This is a genomic window from Paenirhodobacter hankyongi, assembly GCF_003664585.1.
Lineage (GTDB): Bacteria > Pseudomonadota > Alphaproteobacteria > Rhodobacterales > Rhodobacteraceae > Rhodobacter > Rhodobacter hankyongi.
Genome location: NZ_RCHI01000005.1, coordinates 137,706 through 157,005 on the forward strand (window position 1 = coordinate 137,706; position 19,300 = coordinate 157,005).

Here is a 19,300-nt window from a genome sequence, read left to right on the forward strand (position 1 = left end):
CTTCCCGCGTCAGTCCGGCGTGAACATCACCACCGCCAGCGGCGGCAGGTAAACTTCGGCACTGAACTCACGGCGCATCCAAGGAATTTCCTCTGCAATGATTTCTCCGAGATTGCCCCAGTTGGCGCCACCGTAATGGCCGCTCTCGGTGTTCAGGATCTCGCGCCAGCTGCCGGCCGTGGGCAGGCCGATGCGCGTCGTGCGCTCGATCGGTGTCAGGTTGGCGGCGACCACTACCGGCCGTCGTCCGGGGGCGCGGCGCTCGAAGACGTAAAGCGAGCGCTCGGCATCGTCGGCCTCGATCCAGGCAAAGCCGCGCGGGTCGCAATCGCCCCAGTGCAGCGCCGGCATCTCGCGGTAGATCCGGTTCAGATCGCGCACCAGATTGCGCATCCCCGCATGCAAAGGCGCATCGAGCAGCGCCCAGTCGAGTGCCGCACCGCTGTCCCACTCCTGCCACTGGGCGAATTCCTGCCCCATGAACAGCAGCTTCTTGCCCGGGTGTGTCCACTGGAAGGCATAGAAGGCGCGCAGGTTGGCGAATTTCTCCGCCGCATCGCCCGGCATCTTGCCGATCATCGAGCCCTTGCCGTGCACGACCTCGTCATGGCTGATCGGCAGGATGAAGTTTTCGCTGTAAGTGTATGAACTTGCGAAGGTCAGCTCGTTGTGGTGGAAGCGGCGATGGATCGGGTCACGGCTGAAATAGCGCAGCGTGTCGTTCATCCAGCCCATGTTCCACTTGTAGCCGAAGCCAAGCCCGCCGCGATGCACCGGGCTTGTCACTCCCGGAAAGGCGGTGCTTTCCTCGGCCACGGTCATGATCCCCGGCGACTTGCCATAGGCCAGCATGTTGACCTGCTTGAGGAACTCGATCGCCTCGAGGTTCTCGCGCCCGCCATAGCAGTTCGGCACCCACTCTCCCTCGGAACGCGAATAGTCGCGGTAGAGCATCGAGGCGACGGCATCCACGCGCAGCCCGTCGAGGTGGTATTGTTCCAGCCAGAACAAGGCGTTGGCCTCGAGGAAGTTAGCCACCTCGCGCCGGCCGAAATTGTAGATCAGCGTGTTCCAGTCGCGGTGGAAGCCTTCCTTCGGGTCGGCATGTTCGTAAAGCGCCGTGCCGTCGAAACGCCGCAGGCCGTGGTCGTCGGTCGGGAAATGGCCCGGCACCCAGTCGAGGATGACGCCAAGCCCGCGCCGGTGCGCCGCATCGACGAAGGCCGCGAATTCCTCCGGGCGGCCGTGGCGGATGGTCGGCGCGAAGAGGCCAACCGGCTGATAGCCCCAGCTGCCGTCGAACGGGTGTTCGGTGATCGGCAGGAGTTCGATATGGGTGAATCCAAGATCCGCCACGTAATCAACGAGTTGTGAGGAGAGCTCGTAGTAGCTGAGCGGCCGTCCGGCCTCTTCCCACACGCGCCGCCACGAGCCCAGATGGACCTCGTAGATCGACACCGGCGTGTGCACGTCCTGCGCCTTCGCGCGGCCCTTCATCCACAAACCGTCGCCCCAGTCATGCAGATCGAGCTCTCGCACCACCGAGGCGGTCGCCGGCGGATGCTCGGCCCCGAACCCGACCGGGTCGGCCTTGGTCGGCAGCAGCCGGCCTTCGGCGCCAAGGATCTCGTATTTGTACATGTCGCCCGGAACCAGCCCGGGCAGGAAGATCTCCCACACCCCGGTCGAGCCGCGCCGGCGCATCTGATGGCGCCGCCCGTCCCAGCTGTTGAAGCTGCCGACGACCGAGACGCGCTGCGCATTCGGTGCCCAGACGGCAAAATGCACGCCGCTGTGGCCTTCATGCGTCATCACATGCGCGCCGAGGGCCTCCCACAGCCGGTGGTGCGTGCCCTCGCCGATCAGGTATTCGTCGATCGAGCCAAGCACCGGCGCGAAGCGATAGGGATCCTCGAAATCCCAGGTGGCCTGGGCATTCTGCGCCCGCAGCCGGTAGAGCGGTTCGTTCCACGTGCCGCAGAAGAGCCCCGGCAGAACCTGCTCGAGCTCCACTTCCTTTGCGCCAATCGCCCAAAGGCGCTGAGCGTCGGGCACGAGGGCCACGATCCTGTTGCCTTTTGCTGTCCGGTGCAGCCCCAATACGGAAAACGGGTCACCGTGCCGGCCTTCGACCAGCGCCTCGGCTTCGGATCTGTCAATCAAGCTCATGCAATTCCTCAGAGGGCGGACTCAGTCCCCCAGATGTCTGTCATATAACCACGAATGGCTCGGTCGGAGGAGAAGAAACCCATGCGCGCGGTGTTCATAGCCGCCATGCGCCACCATTTATCAGGCTCGGCAAAGGTCTTGTCGACCTCGGCCTGAGCGTCACGGTAGGCCTCGAAATCCGAGGAAACAAGGAAATAGTCCGAGTGCCACATGTTGTGGACGAGGCCGTGATAGCGGGTCGGCTCGTCCGGGCTGAAGCGGCCCTCGGCGATCATCTGCAGCACGTCCTGCAGCGTCTGGCTTTCGAGAATGGCGTGACGCGCGTGCTCGGGATCCTCGCGGCGCTTCATCACCTCCTGCGCGGTCAGCCCGAACAGGAAGAAGTTCTCCGCCCCCACCTGTTCGCGGATCTCGACATTCGCGCCATCGAGCGTGCCGATGGTCAGCGCGCCGTTCAGCGCGAACTTCATGTTGCCGGTACCCGAGGCTTCCTTGCCCGCGGTGGAGATCTGTTCGGAGAGGTCCGAGGCCGGGATCAGTCGCTCGGCCATCGAGACGTTGTAATTCGGCGGATAGACGATCTTCAGCCGCCCGTCGACATAGGGATCGTTGTTCACGACCTCGGCCACGTCATTGATCAGGCGGATGACTTCCTTCGCCGCCTGATAGCCGGGCGCGGCCTTGCCGCCAAAGATCTTGACCCGCGGCTGCCAGTTTGCGGTCGGGTCGTTGCGGATCTCGTGCCATTGCGCGATGGTCTGCAGGACGTTCAGCAACTGGCGCTTGTATTCGTGGATGCGCTTGATCTGCACGTCGAAGATCGCGTCGGGGTCGATCTTCACCCCCTGGCTCTGCCCGATCCAGTTCGACAGCGCTTCCTTGTTGACCCGTTTCGCCGCCGCAAAGGCATCGCGGAATCCCTTGTCCTCGATCGAGGGCTCGAGCTCGCGCAGGCGGTCGAGATCGGCCTCCCAGCCCTCGCCGATGGTGTCGCTGATCAGATGCGACAGCGCCGGGTTCGCCATCCGCAGCCAGCGCCGCGGGGTGACGCCATTCGTCTCGTTCACGATCCGGTCGGGGTGCAGCTTGTGCAGCTCTGGGAAGAGGTTCTGCTTCACCAGCTCGGTGTGCAGCGCCGAGACGCCGTTCACCTTGTGCGCGGTCACGAACGCGAGCTCGCCCATCCGCACCTCGTGATGCTTGACGATGCCGACGTAATGCGGCCGCGAGGGGTTGGTGCGCAGGTGCCAGGCGTCGATCTGCTCGATGATCTGCATGTGGCGCGGCAGCACCGAGCCCATCAGATAGGTCGCCCAGCGTTCGAGCGCCTCGGGCAGGAGCGTGTGGTTGGTATAGCCCAGACATTCGACCGCCGTTGCGATCGCGTCGTCGAAGGGCATGTCGTAAAGATCGGTCAGGATCCGCACGAGCTCCGGCCCGGCAATCGCCGGATGGGTGTCGTTCATCTGGATCGCGACATATTTCGACAGGTCCGCCAGCTTGTAACCGCCCGCCAGATGCCGGCGGATGATGTCATGCAGGGCCGCGCCGGTCAGGAAATACTCCTGCTTCAGCCGCAGCTCCTTGCCCTGATAGGTGGTGTCGTCGGGATAGAGCACCCGGCTGAGCGTGCGGGCGAGCGTCTCGGGCTCGGCCGCGGCGGTGTAATCGCCGTGGTTGAAGCGCGCGAGGTCGAAGAGCGTCGTGGGTTTCGCCGACCACAGCCGCAGCGTGTTCGCCCATTTGCCCTGCCAGCCGATCACCGGCATGTCGAAGGCCTCGGCGATCACCGTCTCGGCCGGCACCCAGACGGTCTTGCCGTTGCGGGTCTCGACGCCGCCCTTGAAGCCGATCTCATAGGCCGCCTCGGGGCGTTCGAACTCCCACGGGTGGCGCTGCTTGAGCCAGTCCTCGGGGGTCTCGACCTGACGCCCGCCCTCGAAGCGCTGACGGAAGAGCCCGTGCTCGTAGCGGATGCCATAGCCATAGCCCGGGCAGCCGAGCGTCGCCATGCTTTCCATGTAGCACGCCGCCAGACGGCCAAGCCCGCCGTTGCCAAGCGCCGCGTCGGGTTCGTCCTCGACCACCGCGCGCCAGTCCTGGCCGAGGCTCTCGATCGCCTCGCGGCACACCGCGCGCATGCCGAGGTTGATCGCCGCATCCTCGAGCATGCGGCCGATCAGGAATTCCATCGACAGGTAGTAGACGCGCTTGTGGCCCTGTTCCCAGGTCTGCTTGGTGGCGGCAAACCACGGCTCGACGATCCGGTCGCGGATCGCGAAGCTCAGCGCCATGCGCCAGTCGTAGACCGAGGCATGCCCCGCGTCCTTCCCCATCGAATAGATCAGATGCCGCAGGATCTCTTCCCGCAGGGTTTCGACGGAGGGGGCGATAACATCTTTCACGATCACACCTTTCGCGCACTTCGTTAATCCCTTGATGGGATGCACGGGGCACGCCGTCAAGCCGCACGGAAAAGCTGTCGCCACCTGTGGCATGGCGGTTCCGGCTTTGCCCGTTTCTGCGGCACTCGACCAGAGGATCGTAAAGAATTCATGGCAGATCGCGGGGTTGCGCCGGATTTTGCCGCTTCGCCACGGATCAGCCGGCGGGCAGGATCACGCTGAACCGGCTGCCCTTGCCCTTCTCGCTCTCGATCTTCAGCCGGCCGCGGTGGCGGGCGACGATGTGCTTCACGATTGCGAGACCGAGGCCTGTTCCGCCCTGCTCGCGCGAGCGATGCGTGTCGACGCGGTAGAAGCGTTCGGTCAGCCGCGGCAGGTGGATCGACTCGATGCCCTCGCCCTTGTCGCTGACCTCGACGCGCAGCGCCGGGCCGCGCAGCACCGGCTCATGTGCGATGCGGGCGACGTTGATCCGCACCTCGCCGCCCGAGCCGCCATACTTGATCGCGTTCTCGATCAGGTTGGCGAAGATCTGGGTGAGCTGGTCGGGATCGCCCTTCACCCGCATCACCCCGTCCTCGCCCTCGCGGATCAGCGTGACGCCGCGGGCTTCGGCGAGCGGCTGCAGCGTCTGCTTTGCCCCCTTCAGCACCGCCGAGAGGTCGACATCCGAGGTCGGGCGCCGCCGCTCCTCGGCCTCGACCCGGCTCAGCGACAGCAGATCGCCCACCAGCCGGTTCATCCGCCCCGCCTCGCGTTCCATGATCGCAAGGAAGCGGTCGCGCGCCACCGGGTCGTCCTTGGCCGCGCCGCGCAGGGTCTCGACAAAGCCCATCAGCGCGGTGAGTGGCGTGCGCAGCTCGTGGCTGACATTGGCGACGAAATCGCGCCGCATCACCTCGGCCTCCTCGAGCGCGGTGACATCCTCGATCGCCACCACCGCCCCGCCCTGCGGCAGGCCGATCTCGTCCCCGGGCGGCAGCGGCGAGACCGTCGCCATCGCCACCATCTCGCGCCCGTTCGAGGAGATCCGCAGCCGCACCCGGCCGGAGCGCTCATCTTGCAGCGCCTCCTCGAGCGCCTGGCCAAGCGCGGGCTGGCGCAGCACGGTGACGAAGGCACGCCCCTCGATGTCGCGGCCAAACAGCAGCCGCGCCGCGGGATTGGCCGAAACGATCCGTTCCGCCCGATTTACCAGCAAAATCGGCAGTGGCAGGGCATCGACCAGAGAGGCTGTCAGGAAATCGGGCATGTTTTGCTCCTTCTGCGCGCGGAAACCTTGACCAAAAACGCGCGGGAGTAAACCATGCGACATTCTCCGGTTGCAGGCGGAGCGTCCCGGGGCAAAGCCTTCGTCTGCCAATCCAGTATTTTCAGCGCGTCGAACGATGGGCGGCGCACGGTGACGGGACGTGACGATGCTGTTTTCGAAGGGCCCTGCAGGCGGCCGGCCCCATTCCGGGGCCGAGGACGAATCGCCTCTCTCCGGGCGACGCATCCTGGTGGTGGAGCCGTCGCAATCGCTGCCGCTCGCGCTGCGTGGAGTGTCTGGGGTGGCGATCACCATCGTGCCGCTCGCCGCGATCGACGCGACGCTGATCGCGCGCACCGCGCCCGATGTGGTGCTGTCGCCCCTCGTCTGCCCCGAGCATGACATCCTCGATCTTGCGCGGCTGCTCGAGGCGCTCGGCTATCACGGCGCGCTGCGGGCCTACAGTGCGCCGTTGCCGAACCCGCGCCTGATCCTCGCCGAGGTGCGGCAGATCTGGCACGGTGGCAATTTCGACATTCTCGAGCTGCCGCCCGAGCTGGGCTGAGCTCAGCCGAGCGCGCGCAGGCCTTTGGCAAAGCGCGCGGCATTGGCGCGGTAATGCGCGGCGGATTTCAGCAGCTTTTCCTGCGCCGCGTCGTCAAGCTGCCGCACCACCTTGCCCGGGGCGCCCATCACCAGGCTGAAATCCGGGATCTCCTTGCCCTCGGTGATCAGCGCGCCGGCGCCAATGAGGCAGCCGCGGCCGATCCTGGCACCATTGAGCACCGTCGCGCCCATGCCGATCAGGCTGCCCGCGCCGATGACACAGCCATGCAGCATCGCCTTGTGGCCGATGGTGCAATCGGGCCCGATCACCAGCGGATAGCCCATGTCGGTGTGACACACGACGTTCTCCTGAACGTTCGAGCCGCGGCCGACGCGGATCTCCTCGTTGTCGCCGCGCAGCGTGCAGCCGAACCAGACCGAGGCCTCGTCCTCGAGCACCACCTTGCCGATCAGGTTCGCGTCCGGGGCGACCCAGGCGCCCTGCCCCAGTTCCGGTCGAATGCCGTCAAGCTCATAGATCATCGCGCCTCAAACTCCCTGTTCAGCTCGCGCACGAAGTCGTTCAGCCAGGGCTGCCGGTCCGCCCGCGCGCGCTCGGCGGCGAGAATTTCGCGCAGCTCCCTCTCGGCCTGATCGGCGTCGTGATTCACGATCACATAATCATATTCCGCCCAGTGGCTGATTTCATCGCGGCTTTTCGCCATCCGTGCGGCGATCACCTCGTCGCTGTCCTGCGCCCGCGTGCGCAGCCGCTTTTCCAGCTCGGCGATCGAGGGCGGCAGGATGAAGATCGAGATCACCTCCTTGCCGAGGCTCGAGCGGCGGATTTGCTGCCCGCCCTGCCAGTCGACGTCGAAGAGCGTGTCGCGCCCGGCCTTCATCGCCGCCTCGACCGGGGCCTTCGGCGTGCCGTAGAAATTGCCGAAGACCTCGGCATGTTCCAGCATCTCGCCATTCGCCACCATCGCCTCGAAGTCGTGCTTGGTGCGGAAATAGTATTCGATGCCGTCGGTCTCGCCCGGGCGCGGGTTGCGCGTCGTGGCCGAGACCGAGAATTTCAGCGTCGGGTCCCAGGCCATCAGCCGCTTCGCCAGCGTCGATTTTCCCGCGCCCGAGGGCGAGGAAAGGATAATCAGAAGGCCGCGCCGGGTCTGGGTCATGGCTCACTCCACGTTCTGGATCTGCTCGCGCATCTGGTCGATGACGGCCTTGAGGTCAAGTCCGATCGCGGTCAGTGCCGTCGAACCCGACTTCGAGCACAGCGTGTTCGACTCGCGCACGAATTCCTGGGTGAGGAAATCAAGCTTGCGGCCGACCGGTCCCGCCTCGGCCAGCAGCGCGCGGGCGGCGGCGACATGGGCGCGCAGCCGGTCGATCTCCTCGGTGACATCGGCCTTCACCGCCAGCATCGCCAGTTCCTGCGTCACCCGCTGCGGATCGGCCCCGGGCGCTGCGTCGAGCACGCGGGCCAGCGCCGCCTGCAGCGCCGCCGCGGTCTCGGGCCGGCGCGCCTCGGCGGCCTCGGCCGCGGCTTCGGTCAGTGCCGCGATGCGGTCGATCTGGGCTGCGATCACCGCGCCGATCTGCGCGCCCTCGGCCGCGCGCATCGCGGCGAAGTCCTTGAGGAGCGGCGCCAGATCGGCGAGCAACGCCGCGCGCAGCGCCGCCGGATCGGCGATCTCGGGGGCGCCCTGCTCGATCACGCCGCGCAGCGACAGCAGGTCGGCCGCCCGCGTCGGCGCCAGGGCAAGCCCCCGCTCGCCCGCCGCCGCCTCGACGCGCGAGAGCGCCGCCAGCGCCGCCTGCAGTCCGGGCTCCGAGAGCCGCAGCCCTTCGGCCCCCTCGCTGCGTGAGAGCCGCAGCGTCAGCGAGATGTTGCCGCGCGCCGCCACCGCGGCCACCGCCGTCCGCACCGCCGCCTCGAGCCCCTCGACATCGGGGAGGCGCGGGCGCAGGTCAAAGCCCTTGCCGTTGACCGAGCGAATCTCCCAGGTCCAGTCATGGCCGAGCCTGCCGCCCTGCCGCGCGGCAAAGCCGGTCATCGAGATCGTGCGCGGGCCGGATGCAGTCTTAACCATTTAACACTTTCTTTCCCCTTTTTGCCCGAAAAGGGCGTATTAAGATTTCAGTAAGGATTTCGCCTCCGGGGTCAATCGAAGACCCATAACCGCAGAAAGCGCGAGGCATTGCAACGAAAGGCCGTAGTCGCGACAGGCGCGCAGCGGCTTGGTTGGGGGATGCGATGGACCGCGATATCGACGACAAGGTGATCCACTTCGGGGCGCAGGCCGGGCTTGGCATGCAGATTGCCTCGGAACTGCGGGCCTATTGGGAGGCGCTGCGCCGCGGCCGGCTGGTGCCCGCGCGCGCCGACGTCGATCCGCGCGGCATCGAACGCGCCCTCGAATATGCCTTCATCCTCGAGCGCGTGGCGCCGGGCATGGGCCGCTTCCGTCTTGCGGGCATGCATCTGAACGACCTGATGGGGATGGAGGTGCGGGGGATGCCGCTCACCGCCCTTTTCGCGCCGCAGGGCCGCAAGCATGTCACCGAGGCGCTCGAGGCGGTCTTCGACGAGCCCGCGATCGCCGATCTGCGGCTGGTGTCCGAAGGCGCGCTCGGCCGGCCCCGGCTCGAGGCGCGGCTGCTGATCCTGCCGATGAAATCCGACCTCGGCGACATCACCCGCGCGCTTGGCTGCCTGGTCGCCGAGGGCGACAGCTTCGGCCGCCCGCCGCGCCGCTTCGAGGTGCTGGCCGCCCATGTCGAGCCGGTGCTCGCCGGCGCGCCGACGCCCGGGCCGCTGCCGCTGCCGGTGCGTCCCGAGGCGATCGGCCTCGATGCGCCGTTCTTCGGCAGCCGCCCGCTCGATCTGCCCGAGTTCGAGGCGCCGCTGGCTGCCCGCCCGCTCTCCGACTGCTCGCCGGAAGAGCGCCGCGCGATGTTTCGCGTGATCAGCAACGCCTGAGACAGACCCCGAGGTGTGTGACGAGTACGGCCCGGAGCGATGCTCCGGGCCGCTGTTTTCGTCGCAGGCCGGTTCGGCGCGGATCAGAGGCCCGAGGCCTTGCGCAGCGCGCGCCGGTCCTGCAGCTCCTCGGCCACGAGGAACGCGAGTTCCAGCGCCTGCGAGGCGTTGAGCCGCGGGTCGCAGGCGGTGTGATAGCGGCTCGACAGATCCTCGTCCGAGACCGCGCGCACGCCGCCGGTGCATTCGGTCACGTCGCGGCCGGTCATCTCGAAATGCACGCCGCCCGGGATCGTGCCCTCGGCCTTGTGCACCGCGAAGAACTCGCGCACCTCGCGCAGCACCGACTCGAAGGGCCGGGTCTTGTAGCCCGAGGCCGCCTTGATCGTGTTGCCGTGCATCGGGTCGCACGACCACAGCACATTCGCGCCCTCGGCCTGCACCGCGCGGACGAGCCGCGGCAGATGCTCGCCGACCTTGCCCGCACCAAAGCGCGCGATCAGCGTCAGCCGGCCCGGCTCGTTCTCCGGGTTCAGCTTCGCCATCAGCACCTTCAGGTCGTCGGCCGTGGTCGAGGGGCCGCATTTCAGCCCGATCGGGTTCTGCACGCCGCGGCAGAATTCGACATGGGCGCCATCGGGCTGACGGGTGCGGTCGCCGATCCAGATCATGTGGCCCGAGCCCGCGACCGGAATCCCCGTGGTGCTGTCGACGCGGCACAGCGCCTCTTCGTATTCCAGCAGCAGCGCCTCGTGCGAGGTGTAGAAATCTACCTTGCCAAGTTCATGCGCGGTGTCCGAGGTCACCCCGGCCGCGGTCATGAAGTCCATCGCGTCGCCGATGCGCTCGGCCACTTCGCGATAGCGCGCCGCCTCGTCCTCGTCGGTGAAGCCGGCAATCCAGCTCTGCACGCGGTGGATGTCGGCATAGCCGCCGGTCGAGAAGGCGCGCAGCAGGTTCAGCGAGGCCGCGGCCTGGGTATAGGCCTGCAGCATCCGGAAGGGATCGGGCACGCGGGCATCGGCGGTGAAGTCGAAGCCGTTGATGATGTCGCCGCGATAGCTCGGCAGCTCGACGCCGCCGATTGTCTCGGTCGCGGCCGAACGCGGCTTGGCGAACTGCCCGGCCATGCGGCCGACCTTGACCACCGGCACCTTCGCGCCCCAGGTCAGCACGATCGCCATCTGCAGCATCACCTTGAAGGTGTCGCGGATGTTGTCGGCGGAGAATTCGGCAAAGCTCTCGGCGCAGTCGCCGCCCTGCAACAGGAACGCCTCGCCCCGCGCGGCCTTCGCCAGATCCGCCTTCAGCCGGCGCGCCTCGCCGGCGAAGACGAGCGGCGGCATCTTGGCGAGCTGCGCCTCGACCGCGCCGAGCGCAGCCGCGTCGGGATAGTCGGGCATCTGCACCCGCGGTTTCGCGCGCCAGCCGGACTTCGTCCACCCCTTGACCATCTTCTCCTCCAGGACTTTCACAGGTTGCGCGGTTATAAGGCAGGCCTTGGCGAGAACAAACCGCTTTTTCCACAGGCGCGCGCGAAAATGACCTTCGCGCGCGGGGCCTTCGATGCCCCCTTGCGAGAGGACCCGTTCCCTGCTTTCTCTGCGGGAAACGACAAGGTCACCGTCGCAAATGCGCATCCCCTCGACGACACCCCGCACCCATTCCCGACCGGCCCCCTCGCATGGCACGCTGCGGCTGGCCACCGGCGGGCGCACGCGGCGCTTCATCTTCCTGCTGCTCGACCGCTTCACGCTGATGGCTTTTGCCAGCGCGATCGAGCCCTTGCGGCTGGCAAACCAGGTCTCGGGCGAGAAGCTCTATGACTGGAAACTCGCCTCCGAGGACGGCGGCGACGTGACCTGTTCGAACGGCACGGTGATGCGCGCCGACATGGGGCTTGGCGAGGTCACGCGCGACGACACGGTGATGGTGTGCGGCGGCATCGACGTGGCCGAGGCGACGACGAAACCGATCCTCGCCTGGCTGCGGCGCGAGGCGCGGCGCGGCGCGGCGGTCGGCGGCCTGTGCACCGGGGCCTGGGCGGTGGCGAAGGCCGGGCTGCTCGATGGCCGGCGCGCCACCATCCATTGGGAGAATCAGGACAGCTTCGCCGAGGATTTCGAAGAGGTGACGCTGTCGAAGGCGGTCTTCGTGATCGACGGCAACCGGCTGACCACGGCGGGCGGCACCGCCTCGGTCGATCTGATGCTGAAGATGATCGCGCTCGACCATGGCGAGGCGCTGGCCAATACCGTGGCCGATCAGCTGATCTACAACTCGATCCGCACCGACCGCGACAGCCAGCGGCTGTCGATCCCGACCCGGATCGGCGTGCGCCACCCGAAGCTTGCGCAGGTGATCGCGCGGATGGAGATGAACATCGAGGAGCCGATCAGCCCGGCGCGCCTGGCGGCCGAGGTCGGCATGTCGACGCGTCAGCTCGAGCGGCTGTTCAGCCGTTATCTGAACCGTTCGCCCAAGCGCTATTACATGGAAATTCGCCTGCAGAAGGCGCGCAACCTGTTGATGCAGACCGAGATGAGCGTGATCAACGTGGCGCTGGCCTGCGGCTTCACCTCGCCCTCGCATTTCTCGAAATGCTACCGGGCGCAGTATCAGACGACGCCCTACCGCGAGCGCGGCGCCTCGGGCGTGCCGACGGCGGCGAGCGTGATCGAGCTTGACGCCGACGAATGCGACCTGTCGGGAATCGACTTTCCCGAAGAGAAGTTCTGAGCCGGGCCTCGCATGGCGCGCCGTTGCGTCATGTTGCCCAATTCCTGGCCGAATGGTCGATTTTCGGCCAATCCGTCGCGGGCTGCCCTATTTTCTTTTGCCAAGGGCGGGACTAACGTTCCCGCAATCATGTTCCAACAGGGGAGTGAACAGATGAAGAAGCTGCTTCTGGCGACGGCTGCCGTCGCGCTGTGCGCGGGCGGCGCCTTCGCCGAGGACATCAAGATGGGGATCTCGATGGGCTTCACCGGGCCGCTGGAATCGATCGCGCCGCCGATCGCCGCCGGCGCCGAACTGGCGATGAAGGAAGTCTCGGATTCGGGCAAGCTTCTGGGCGGTGACACCGTCACCCCGGTGCGCGGCGATTCCACCTGCGTCGACGCCGCCGCGGCCACCGCGACCGTCGAGCGGATGGTGACCTCGGAGGGCGTGAAGGGCATCGTCGGCGGCATGTGCTCGGGCGAGACCATCGCCTCGCTGACCAACGTCGCCGTGCCGAACGGCGTGGTGATGATCTCGCCCTCGGCGACCTCGCCCGCGCTCTCGACGATCGAGGACAACGGCCTGTTCTTCCGCACCTCGCCCTCGGACGCGCGTCAGGGCGAAGTGATGACCGACATCATCATGGAACACGGCATCAAGTCCGTGGCCGTGACCTATACCAACAACGACTACGGCAAGGGCCTGGCCGACAGCTTCGCCGAGGCGTTCAAGGCCAAGGGCGGCACCGTGACCATCGTCGCCGCGCATGAAGACGGCAAGGCCGACTATTCGGCCGAGGTCGGCGCGCTGGCCGCGGCCGGCGGCGATGCGCTCGTGGTGGCGGGCTATGTCGACCAGGGCGGTTCGGGCATCCTGCGTGGCGCGCTCGACACCGGCGCCTTCTCGACCTTCGTGCTGCCCGACGGCATGGTCGCGGCGACGCTCGAGAAGAACTTCGGCACCGAGCTCGACGGCTCCTTCGGCCAGATGCCGGCCTCGGAAGGCGAAGGCAAGGATGCCTTCATCGCGCTGGCGAAGACCGCGGGCTTCGACGGCTCGAGCATCTACTCGGCCGAGGCCTATGACGCGGCGGCGCTGATGCTGCTGGCGATGCAGGCGGCGAAGTCGACCGATCCGAAGGTCTACAAGGACAAGATCATGGACGTCGCCAACGCTCCGGGCGAGAAGATCATGCCCGGCGAACTGGCGAAGGGCCTCGAGCTGCTGGCCGAAGGCAAGGACATCGACTATGTCGGCGCCACCTCGGTCGAGCTGATCGGTGCGGGCGAATCCGCCGGCACCTTCCGCGAGATTGCCATCAAGGACGGCAAGATCGAGACCGTGACCTACCGCTGAGGCGGCACGGAGAACCTGGGGCGGCCCGGAGCAATCCGGGCTGTTCCTTTTGAAACAAGGCCGAAAACGGCATTCTTCACGCAAAGAGTGAAGGTCACAGGGGACTGCATGATACGGGTCGAGAACCTGCACAAGCATTTCGGCGGCTTCCATGCCGTCGACGGCGCTTCGCTAGAGATCGCGACGGGCTCCATCACCGGGCTGATCGGCCCGAACGGGGCGGGAAAATCCACGCTGTTCAACGTCATCGCCGGGGTGCACAAGCCCACCTCCGGCACCGTGACGATGGATGGCGAGGACATCACCGGCCTGCCGCCGCACGAGCTGTTCCACAAGGGGCTGTTGCGCACCTTCCAGATCGCGCATGAATTCCCGACGATGACGGTGCGCGAGAACCTGATGATGGTTCCGGGCGGTCAGACCGGCGAGACGCTGTGGAACGCCTGGTTCCAGCGTGGCCGGATCGCCGAGGAAGAGGCGGCGCTTCTGAAGAAGGCCGACGAGGTTCTTGATTTCCTGACCATTTCTCACCTGAAGGACGAGCGCGCCGGGAACCTCTCGGGCGGCCAGAAGAAACTTCTGGAACTCGGTCGCACGATGATGGTCGAGGCGAAGATCGTCTTCCTCGATGAAGTCGGCGCGGGTGTGAACCGCACGCTACTGAACACCATCGGCGACGCCATCGTGCGGCTGAACAAGGAACGCGGCTATACCTTCTGCGTGATCGAGCACGACATGGATTTCATCGGCCGGCTCTGCGATCCGGTGATCGTGATGGCCGAGGGCAAGGTTCTGGCCGAGGGCACGCCCGACACCATCATGCAGAACGAGGCGGTGATCGAGGCCTATCTCGGGCGCGGGCTCAAGAACAAGGTCAAGACGGGGGCCGCGCAATGATCGGATTTTTCATGATCAAACAAGGTGTCATGGGATGTCCCGGAGGTGTCGCATGAGCTTTCTCGACGCTTCCAGCATGACCGGCGGCTATGGTGCCGCCGACATCCTGCACGATTGCACGCTGAAGGTCGAAAAGGGCCAGATCGCGGTGATCGTCGGCCCGAACGGCGCCGGCAAGTCGACCGCGATGAAGGCGGTCTTCGGCATGCTGCGGCTGCGCGCGGGCAAGGTGACGCTCGATGGCGAGGACATCACCGGCCTGTCGCCGCAGGAGCGTGTGCGCAAGGGCATGGGCTTCGTGCCGCAGGTGAACAACGTCTTCCCGACGATGTCGGTCGAGGAAAACCTCGAGATGGGCGCCTTCATCCGCACCGACGACTTCCGCGACACGATGGAACAGGTCTATGACCTCTTCCCGATCCTGCGCGAGAAACGCTTCCAGAACGCGGGCGAGCTTTCGGGCGGTCAGCGCCAGCAGGTCGCCGTCGGCCGCGCGCTGATGACGAAGCCGAAACTGCTGATGCTCGACGAGCCCACGGCCGGCGTCTCGCCGATCGTCATGGACGAGCTCTTCGACCGCATCATCGAGGTCGCGCGCACCGGCATCTCGATCCTGATGGTCGAGCAGAACGCCCGCCAGGCGCTCGAGATCGCGGACATGGGCTATGTGCTTGTCCAGGGCGCGAACCGCTACACCGACACGGGCGCCGCCCTGATGGCCGACCCCGAGGTCCGCCGCACGTTCCTGGGGGGCTGAGATGGATATCCTCAACGCGCTGGTCGCGATCCTGAACTATGTCGTCGTGCCCGCCACCGCCTATGGCGCGCAGCTGGCGCTTGGCGCGCTTGGCGTGACGCTGATCTACGGCATCCTGCGGTTCTCGAACTTCGCCCACGGCGACACCATGGCCTTCGGCACCGCGATCACCATCCTCATCACCTGGGCGCTGCAAGCGGCGGGCATCGGCTTCGGCCCGCTGCCGACGGCGCTGCTCGCCCTGCCCTTCGGCATCGCCGCGACGGCGCTTCTGGTGCTCGGCACCGACAAGATCGTCTATTCCTATTACCGCAAGGTGCGTGCCGCGCCGGTGGTGCTGACCATGGTTTCGGTCGGCGTGATGTTCGTGATGAACGGCCTCACCCGCGTTCTGATCGGGGTCGACGAGATCAAGTTCGCCGATGGCGCGCGCTTCCTGATCTCGGCGCAGGAGTTCAAGAAGGCCACGGGCCTTGCCGAACCGCTCGCCATCCGCTCGACCCAGGCGATCACCGTGGTGACCGCGGCCCTGGTCGTGGCGGCGCTGTTCTGGTTCCTCGCGAAGACCCGCACCGGCAAGTCGATGCGCGCCTTCTCCGACAACGAGGATCTGGCGCTTCTGTCGGGCATCAACCCGAGCCGCGTCGTCGCGATGACCTGGATCATCGCCGCGGCGCTCGCCACCATCGCCGGCACGCTCTACGGCCTTGATAAAAGCTTCAAGGCCTTCAACTACTTCCAGCTGCTGCTGCCGGTCTTTGCGGCGGCCATCGTCGGGGGCCTCGGCAATCCGCTCGGCGCCATCGCCGGCGGCTTCATCATCGCCTATTCCGAGGTGGCGGTGACCTATGCCTGGAAGAAGGTCGCGATCTATCTGATCCCCGGTTTCCAGTCCGACAGCCTGCTGCAGCTGTTGTCGACCGAATACAAGTTCGCCGTCAGCTTCACGATCCTGATCATCGTGCTGCTGTTCAAGCCCACCGGCCTTTTCAAGGGGAAATCGGTATGAGCACCCGTCAACCTGGCGCCGCCCGGGGCGGCAAGCTGCGCGCGCCGCTGCTTTTCGCCGCGATGGCCGCGCTGATCGCGATCGAGGCCGCCACCACCGGCTGGAACGGTGCGCTGGTGATCGTCAACATGGGGCTGATCTCGGCGATCCTCGCGCTCGGCGTGAACATGCAATGGGGCTATGCCGGGCTCTTCAACACCGGCGTCGTCGGCTTCATCGCGCTTGGCGGGCTGGGCCCGGTGCTGGTGTCGATGAAGCCGACGCCCGGCGCCTTCTCGGCCGGCGGCTGGGGCATCCTGATCGCCTTCGCGATCGCGCTTGTCACGATCATGGCCGCGGTCTGGCTGAACCGGCATCTGACGCGGATGAAGGGGCTGGCGATCCTCGCCGTGCTGATCGCGGGCTTCTTCCTCTACCGCGCCGTCTTCGACCCGGCCGTCGCCGCGATCCAGGCGATCAACCCGGCCTCCGCGGGCTATCTGGGCGGGCTCGGCCTGCCGACGCTGCTGTCCTGGCCGGTGGGCGCGCTGCTCGCCGCCGGCGCCGCCTGGGTGGTCGGCAAGACCGCGCTCGGCCTGCGCTCGGATTACCTTGCCGTCGCCACCCTCGGCATCGGCGAGATCATCGTCGCGGTGCTGAAGAACGAGGAATGGCTCGACCGCGGCGTGCTGAACGTGACCGGCATCCCGCGCCCCTGGCCCGTGCCCTACGAGGTCGACCTGCAGGCCGATCCGGGCTTCCTCGAGCGCGTCGCGGCCTTCGGTCTCGATCCGGTCACCACCTCGACGATCACCGTCAAGCTGCTTTATGGCGCTCTTTTCGCCGCGGTGCTGCTGGTGCTGATCTGGGCGCTGCAGCTCGCGCTCAATTCGCCCTGGGGCCGGATGATGCGCGCCATCCGCGACAACGAGGTCGCGGCCGAGGCCATGGGCAAGAACGTCACCGGCCGCCACCTGCAGATCTTCATTCTCGGCTGCGCGGTGATCGGGCTCGCCGGCGCGATGATGATCTCGCTCGACGGGCAGATGACGCCGTCCTCCTACAACCCGCTGCGCTACACCTTCCTGATCTGGGTGATGGTGATCGTCGGCGGGTCCGGCAACAACTGGGGCTCGGTGCTCGGCGGGATGCTGATCTGGTTCGTCTGGATCAAGGCCGAGGTCTGGGGCCCGCAGATCATGCACGTCGTCACCGCGACACTCGCGGACGGGCCGCTGAAACAGCACCTCGTCGATTCGGCGCCGCATATGCGGCTGGTGATGATGGGGCTGATCCTGCTCCTCGTGCTGCGCTTCAGCCCGCGCGGCCTGCTTCCCGAGAAATGATGAAAGGGGCCTTCGGGCCCCTTTTCGCTGCCCGCGCCCAGGTCCCCGGCCCGCCCCCTCCCTTCATCTTGCCACAAATACCTCGGGGGTGCGGGGGCGGCGCCCCCGCGCTCTTGCTTTTGGCGAAATCCCCCCCTATTCCCCGCACATGACCCAGCATCAGCGCCTCCTCATCATCGACTTCGGCTCCCAGGTCACGCAGCTGATTGCGCGCCGCCTGCGCGAGCTCAACGTCTATTGCGAAATCCATCCCTATCAGAAGGTCACCGATGCCTTCCTGACCGATTTCGCGCCCCAGGCAATCATCTTCTCGGGTGGCCCGGACAGCGTCACCCGCGAGGGCTCTCCGCGTCCGCCGAAATCGGCCTTCACCCTCGGCGTGCCGATCCTCGGGATCTGCTACGGCCAGCAGGTGATGATGCAGGAGCTCGGCGGCCTCGTCGAATCCGGCCATGGCACCGCCGAGTTCGGCCGCGCCTATGTCACCCCGACCGAGCGCGCGCTGCCGCTGCTCGAGGGCTGGTTCCAGGACGGGCGCGAGCAGGTCTGGATGAGCCACGGCGACCACGTCAGCCGCATCGCCCCGGGCTTCGAGGTCTATGGCACCTCGCCCGGCGCCCCCTTCGCGATCACCGCCGATCCCGAACGCCACTTCTACGCCGTGCAGTTCCACCCCGAGGTGCACCACACCCCGAAGGGCGCGAAGCTCTACGAGAACTTCGTCCGTCTCGCGGGCTTCACCGGCGACTGGACGATGGCGGGCTATCGCGAACAGGCGATCGAGAAGATCCGCGAACGGGTCGGCGACAAGAAGGTGATCTGCGGCCTCTCGGGCGGCGTCGACAGCTCGGTCGCGGCGGTGCTGATCCACGAGGCGATCGGCGACAACCTGACCTGCGTCTTCGTCGACCACGGCCTGCTGCGCAAGGGCGAGGCCGAGGAAGTCGTCACGATGTTCCGCGACCATTACAACATGCGGCTGATCGCGGCGGACGAGAGCGATCTCTTCCTCGGCGCGCTCGAGGGCGTGTCGGACCCGGAAGTGAAGCGCAAGACCATCGGCAAGCTCTTCATCGACGTGTTCCAGAACTATGCGAACCAGATCGAGGGCGCCGAGTTCCTGGCCCAGGGCACGCTCTATCCCGACGTGATCGAAAGCGTCTCGTTCTCGGGCGGTCCCTCGGTGACGATCAAGTCGCACCACAACGTCGGCGGCCTGCCGGAAAAGATGGGGCTGAAACTGGTCGAGCCGCTGCGCGAGCTGTTCAAGGACGAGGTCCGCGCCCTTGGCCGCGAACTCGGCCTGCCCGAGAAGTTCATCGGCCGTCACCCCTTCCCGGGCCCGGGTCTGGCGATCCGCTGCCCCGGCGAGATCACCCGCGAGAAACTCGCCATCCTGCGCGAGGCGGATGCGGTCTATATCGACCAGATCCGCAAGCACGGGCTCTACGACGAGATCTGGCAGGCCTTTGTGGCGATCCTGCCGGTCCGCACCGTGGGCGTGATGGGCGACGGGCGGACCTATGACTATGCCTGCGCGCTGCGCGCGGTGACCTCGGTCGACGGCATGACGGCGGATTACTACCCGTTCAGCCACGAGTTCCTTGGCGAGACCGCGACGCGGATCATCAACGAGGTGAAGGGCATCAACCGCGTGACCTATGACATCACCTCGAAGCCCCCGGGCACGATCGAGTGGGAATGAACCGCGCGAGAGCGTGACCGGATGCGGCCCCCTCGGGGGCCGTTTTCTTTTTCCGGGGGAAAGAAAGGGGGGCGCTGCCCCCCTCGGCCTGCGGCCTCACCCCCCGGGATATTTGAGGCAATTGGAAGTCGGGGCGTCCCGAGCGCCGGCAGATCCCGGGGGGTGCGCC

General features: G+C 66.6%; 16 protein-coding genes. 9 read left to right on the plus strand and 7 right to left on the minus strand.

Features of this window, described 5'->3' with window-relative positions; translation table 11 throughout:
• Positions 1-9 precede the first annotated feature (9 nt).
• From glgB to DYS74_RS07095, 3 genes are all read right to left on the minus strand, one after another.
• Complete coding sequence (gene glgB, locus DYS74_RS07085) at positions 10-2,169, minus strand: 1,4-alpha-glucan branching protein GlgB (protein WP_121532284.1); 2,160 nt, start codon at positions 2,167-2,169, stop codon at positions 10-12.
• Between the two features lie 8 nt (positions 2,170-2,177).
• Positions 2,178-4,574 (minus strand): glycogen/starch/alpha-glucan phosphorylase, encoded by a 2,397-nt coding sequence (locus DYS74_RS07090; RefSeq protein WP_281272456.1) that lies wholly within the window; start codon positions 4,572-4,574, stop codon positions 2,178-2,180.
• A gap of 196 nt (positions 4,575-4,770) precedes the next feature.
• Complete coding sequence (locus DYS74_RS07095; protein ID WP_121532288.1) at positions 4,771-5,826, minus strand: sensor histidine kinase; 1,056 nt, start codon at positions 5,824-5,826, stop codon at positions 4,771-4,773.
• A gap of 166 nt (positions 5,827-5,992) precedes the next feature.
• Between DYS74_RS07095 and DYS74_RS07100 the strand changes: the two genes are divergently transcribed.
• A complete protein-coding gene (locus DYS74_RS07100; RefSeq protein ID WP_121532289.1) occupies positions 5,993-6,391 on the plus strand; it encodes a hypothetical protein in 399 nt (132 codons plus the stop codon).
• Between the two features lie 2 nt (positions 6,392-6,393).
• Here the strand turns inward: DYS74_RS07100 and DYS74_RS07105 are convergent, their stop codons facing one another.
• The 3 genes from DYS74_RS07105 to DYS74_RS07115 are packed head-to-tail and all read right to left on the minus strand — an operon-like array spanning position 6,394 to position 8,471.
• A complete protein-coding gene (locus DYS74_RS07105) occupies positions 6,394-6,915 on the minus strand; it encodes a gamma carbonic anhydrase family protein (RefSeq protein ID WP_121532291.1) in 522 nt (173 codons plus the stop codon).
• The gene (gene gmk / locus DYS74_RS07110; protein ID WP_121532293.1) at positions 6,912-7,553 is read right to left on the minus strand and encodes a guanylate kinase; all 642 of its coding nucleotides are present in this window, start codon (positions 7,551-7,553) and stop codon (positions 6,912-6,914) included. Before gmk ends, DYS74_RS07105 begins: the two co-directional genes overlap by 4 nt.
• A 3-nt stretch (positions 7,554-7,556) precedes the next feature.
• Positions 7,557-8,471: a YicC/YloC family endoribonuclease gene (locus tag DYS74_RS07115; RefSeq protein ID WP_245965221.1), complete on the minus strand. Its 915-nt coding sequence runs from the start codon at positions 8,469-8,471 to the stop codon at positions 7,557-7,559.
• 164 nt (positions 8,472-8,635) lie between these two features.
• Between DYS74_RS07115 and DYS74_RS07120 the strand changes: the two genes are divergently transcribed.
• Positions 8,636-9,361 (plus strand): PAS domain-containing protein, encoded by a 726-nt coding sequence (locus tag DYS74_RS07120; RefSeq protein WP_121532295.1) that lies wholly within the window; start codon positions 8,636-8,638, stop codon positions 9,359-9,361.
• 83 nt (positions 9,362-9,444) lie between these two features.
• Here the strand turns inward: DYS74_RS07120 and DYS74_RS07125 are convergent, their stop codons facing one another.
• A complete protein-coding gene (locus tag DYS74_RS07125; protein WP_121532297.1) occupies positions 9,445-10,815 on the minus strand; it encodes a class II 3-deoxy-7-phosphoheptulonate synthase in 1,371 nt (456 codons plus the stop codon).
• Positions 10,816-10,993: 178 nt separating this feature from the next.
• On the opposite strand from DYS74_RS07125, the gene DYS74_RS07130 reads away from it, so the two are divergent.
• From DYS74_RS07130 to guaA, 7 genes are all read left to right on the plus strand, one after another.
• Positions 10,994-12,100 (plus strand): GlxA family transcriptional regulator, encoded by a 1,107-nt coding sequence (locus tag DYS74_RS07130; protein ID WP_121532299.1) that lies wholly within the window; start codon positions 10,994-10,996, stop codon positions 12,098-12,100.
• A gap of 153 nt (positions 12,101-12,253) precedes the next feature.
• Positions 12,254-13,438: an ABC transporter substrate-binding protein gene (locus tag DYS74_RS07135; protein WP_121532301.1), complete on the plus strand. Its 1,185-nt coding sequence runs from the start codon at positions 12,254-12,256 to the stop codon at positions 13,436-13,438.
• A 108-nt stretch (positions 13,439-13,546) separates the two neighbouring features.
• Positions 13,547-14,335: an ABC transporter ATP-binding protein gene (locus DYS74_RS07140; protein ID WP_121532303.1), complete on the plus strand. Its 789-nt coding sequence runs from the start codon at positions 13,547-13,549 to the stop codon at positions 14,333-14,335.
• Positions 14,336-14,387: 52 nt separating this feature from the next.
• A complete protein-coding gene (locus DYS74_RS07145; protein WP_121532305.1) occupies positions 14,388-15,092 on the plus strand; it encodes an ABC transporter ATP-binding protein in 705 nt (234 codons plus the stop codon).
• A gap of 1 nt (position 15,093) precedes the next feature.
• Positions 15,094-16,101, plus strand: a complete 1,008-nt coding sequence (locus tag DYS74_RS07150; protein ID WP_121532307.1) for a branched-chain amino acid ABC transporter permease — start codon at positions 15,094-15,096, stop codon at positions 16,099-16,101.
• Positions 16,098-17,426: a branched-chain amino acid ABC transporter permease gene (locus tag DYS74_RS07155; RefSeq protein WP_121532309.1), complete on the plus strand. Its 1,329-nt coding sequence runs from the start codon at positions 16,098-16,100 to the stop codon at positions 17,424-17,426. The genes DYS74_RS07150 and DYS74_RS07155 overlap by 4 nt, the downstream gene beginning before the upstream one ends.
• A gap of 148 nt (positions 17,427-17,574) precedes the next feature.
• Positions 17,575-19,131 carry a glutamine-hydrolyzing GMP synthase gene (gene guaA, locus DYS74_RS07160; protein WP_121532311.1) on the plus strand — a complete coding sequence of 519 codons (1,557 nt, stop codon included), beginning with the start codon at positions 17,575-17,577 and terminating at the stop codon, positions 19,129-19,131.
• Positions 19,132-19,300: the final 169 nt, after the last annotated feature.

What these genes read in the sequence shown, in the direction of transcription:
- glgB (WP_121532284.1), bottom strand. Translation starts at nt 2,169, where the DNA reads ATGAGCTTGATTGACAGATCCGAAGCCGAGGCGCTGGTCGAAGGCCGG.
- DYS74_RS07095 (WP_121532288.1), bottom strand. Translation starts at nt 5,826, where the DNA reads ATGCCCGATTTCCTGACAGCCTCTCTGGTCGATGCCCTGCCACTGCCG.
- DYS74_RS07100 (WP_121532289.1), top strand. Translation starts at nt 5,993, where the DNA reads ATGCTGTTTTCGAAGGGCCCTGCAGGCGGCCGGCCCCATTCCGGGGCC.
- DYS74_RS07105 (WP_121532291.1), bottom strand. Translation starts at nt 6,915, where the DNA reads ATGATCTATGAGCTTGACGGCATTCGACCGGAACTGGGGCAGGGCGCC.
- gmk (WP_121532293.1), bottom strand. Translation starts at nt 7,553, where the DNA reads ATGACCCAGACCCGGCGCGGCCTTCTGATTATCCTTTCCTCGCCCTCG.
- DYS74_RS07115 (WP_245965221.1), bottom strand. Translation starts at nt 8,471, where the DNA reads ATGGTTAAGACTGCATCCGGCCCGCGCACGATCTCGATGACCGGCTTT.
- DYS74_RS07120 (WP_121532295.1), top strand. Translation starts at nt 8,636, where the DNA reads ATGGACCGCGATATCGACGACAAGGTGATCCACTTCGGGGCGCAGGCC.
- DYS74_RS07125 (WP_121532297.1), bottom strand. Translation starts at nt 10,815, where the DNA reads ATGGTCAAGGGGTGGACGAAGTCCGGCTGGCGCGCGAAACCGCGGGTG.
- DYS74_RS07130 (WP_121532299.1), top strand. Translation starts at nt 10,994, where the DNA reads ATGCGCATCCCCTCGACGACACCCCGCACCCATTCCCGACCGGCCCCC.
- DYS74_RS07135 (WP_121532301.1), top strand. Translation starts at nt 12,254, where the DNA reads ATGAAGAAGCTGCTTCTGGCGACGGCTGCCGTCGCGCTGTGCGCGGGC.
- DYS74_RS07140 (WP_121532303.1), top strand. Translation starts at nt 13,547, where the DNA reads ATGATACGGGTCGAGAACCTGCACAAGCATTTCGGCGGCTTCCATGCC.
- DYS74_RS07145 (WP_121532305.1), top strand. Translation starts at nt 14,388, where the DNA reads ATGAGCTTTCTCGACGCTTCCAGCATGACCGGCGGCTATGGTGCCGCC.
- DYS74_RS07150 (WP_121532307.1), top strand. Translation starts at nt 15,094, where the DNA reads ATGGATATCCTCAACGCGCTGGTCGCGATCCTGAACTATGTCGTCGTG.
- DYS74_RS07155 (WP_121532309.1), top strand. Translation starts at nt 16,098, where the DNA reads ATGAGCACCCGTCAACCTGGCGCCGCCCGGGGCGGCAAGCTGCGCGCG.
- guaA (WP_121532311.1), top strand. Translation starts at nt 17,575, where the DNA reads ATGACCCAGCATCAGCGCCTCCTCATCATCGACTTCGGCTCCCAGGTC.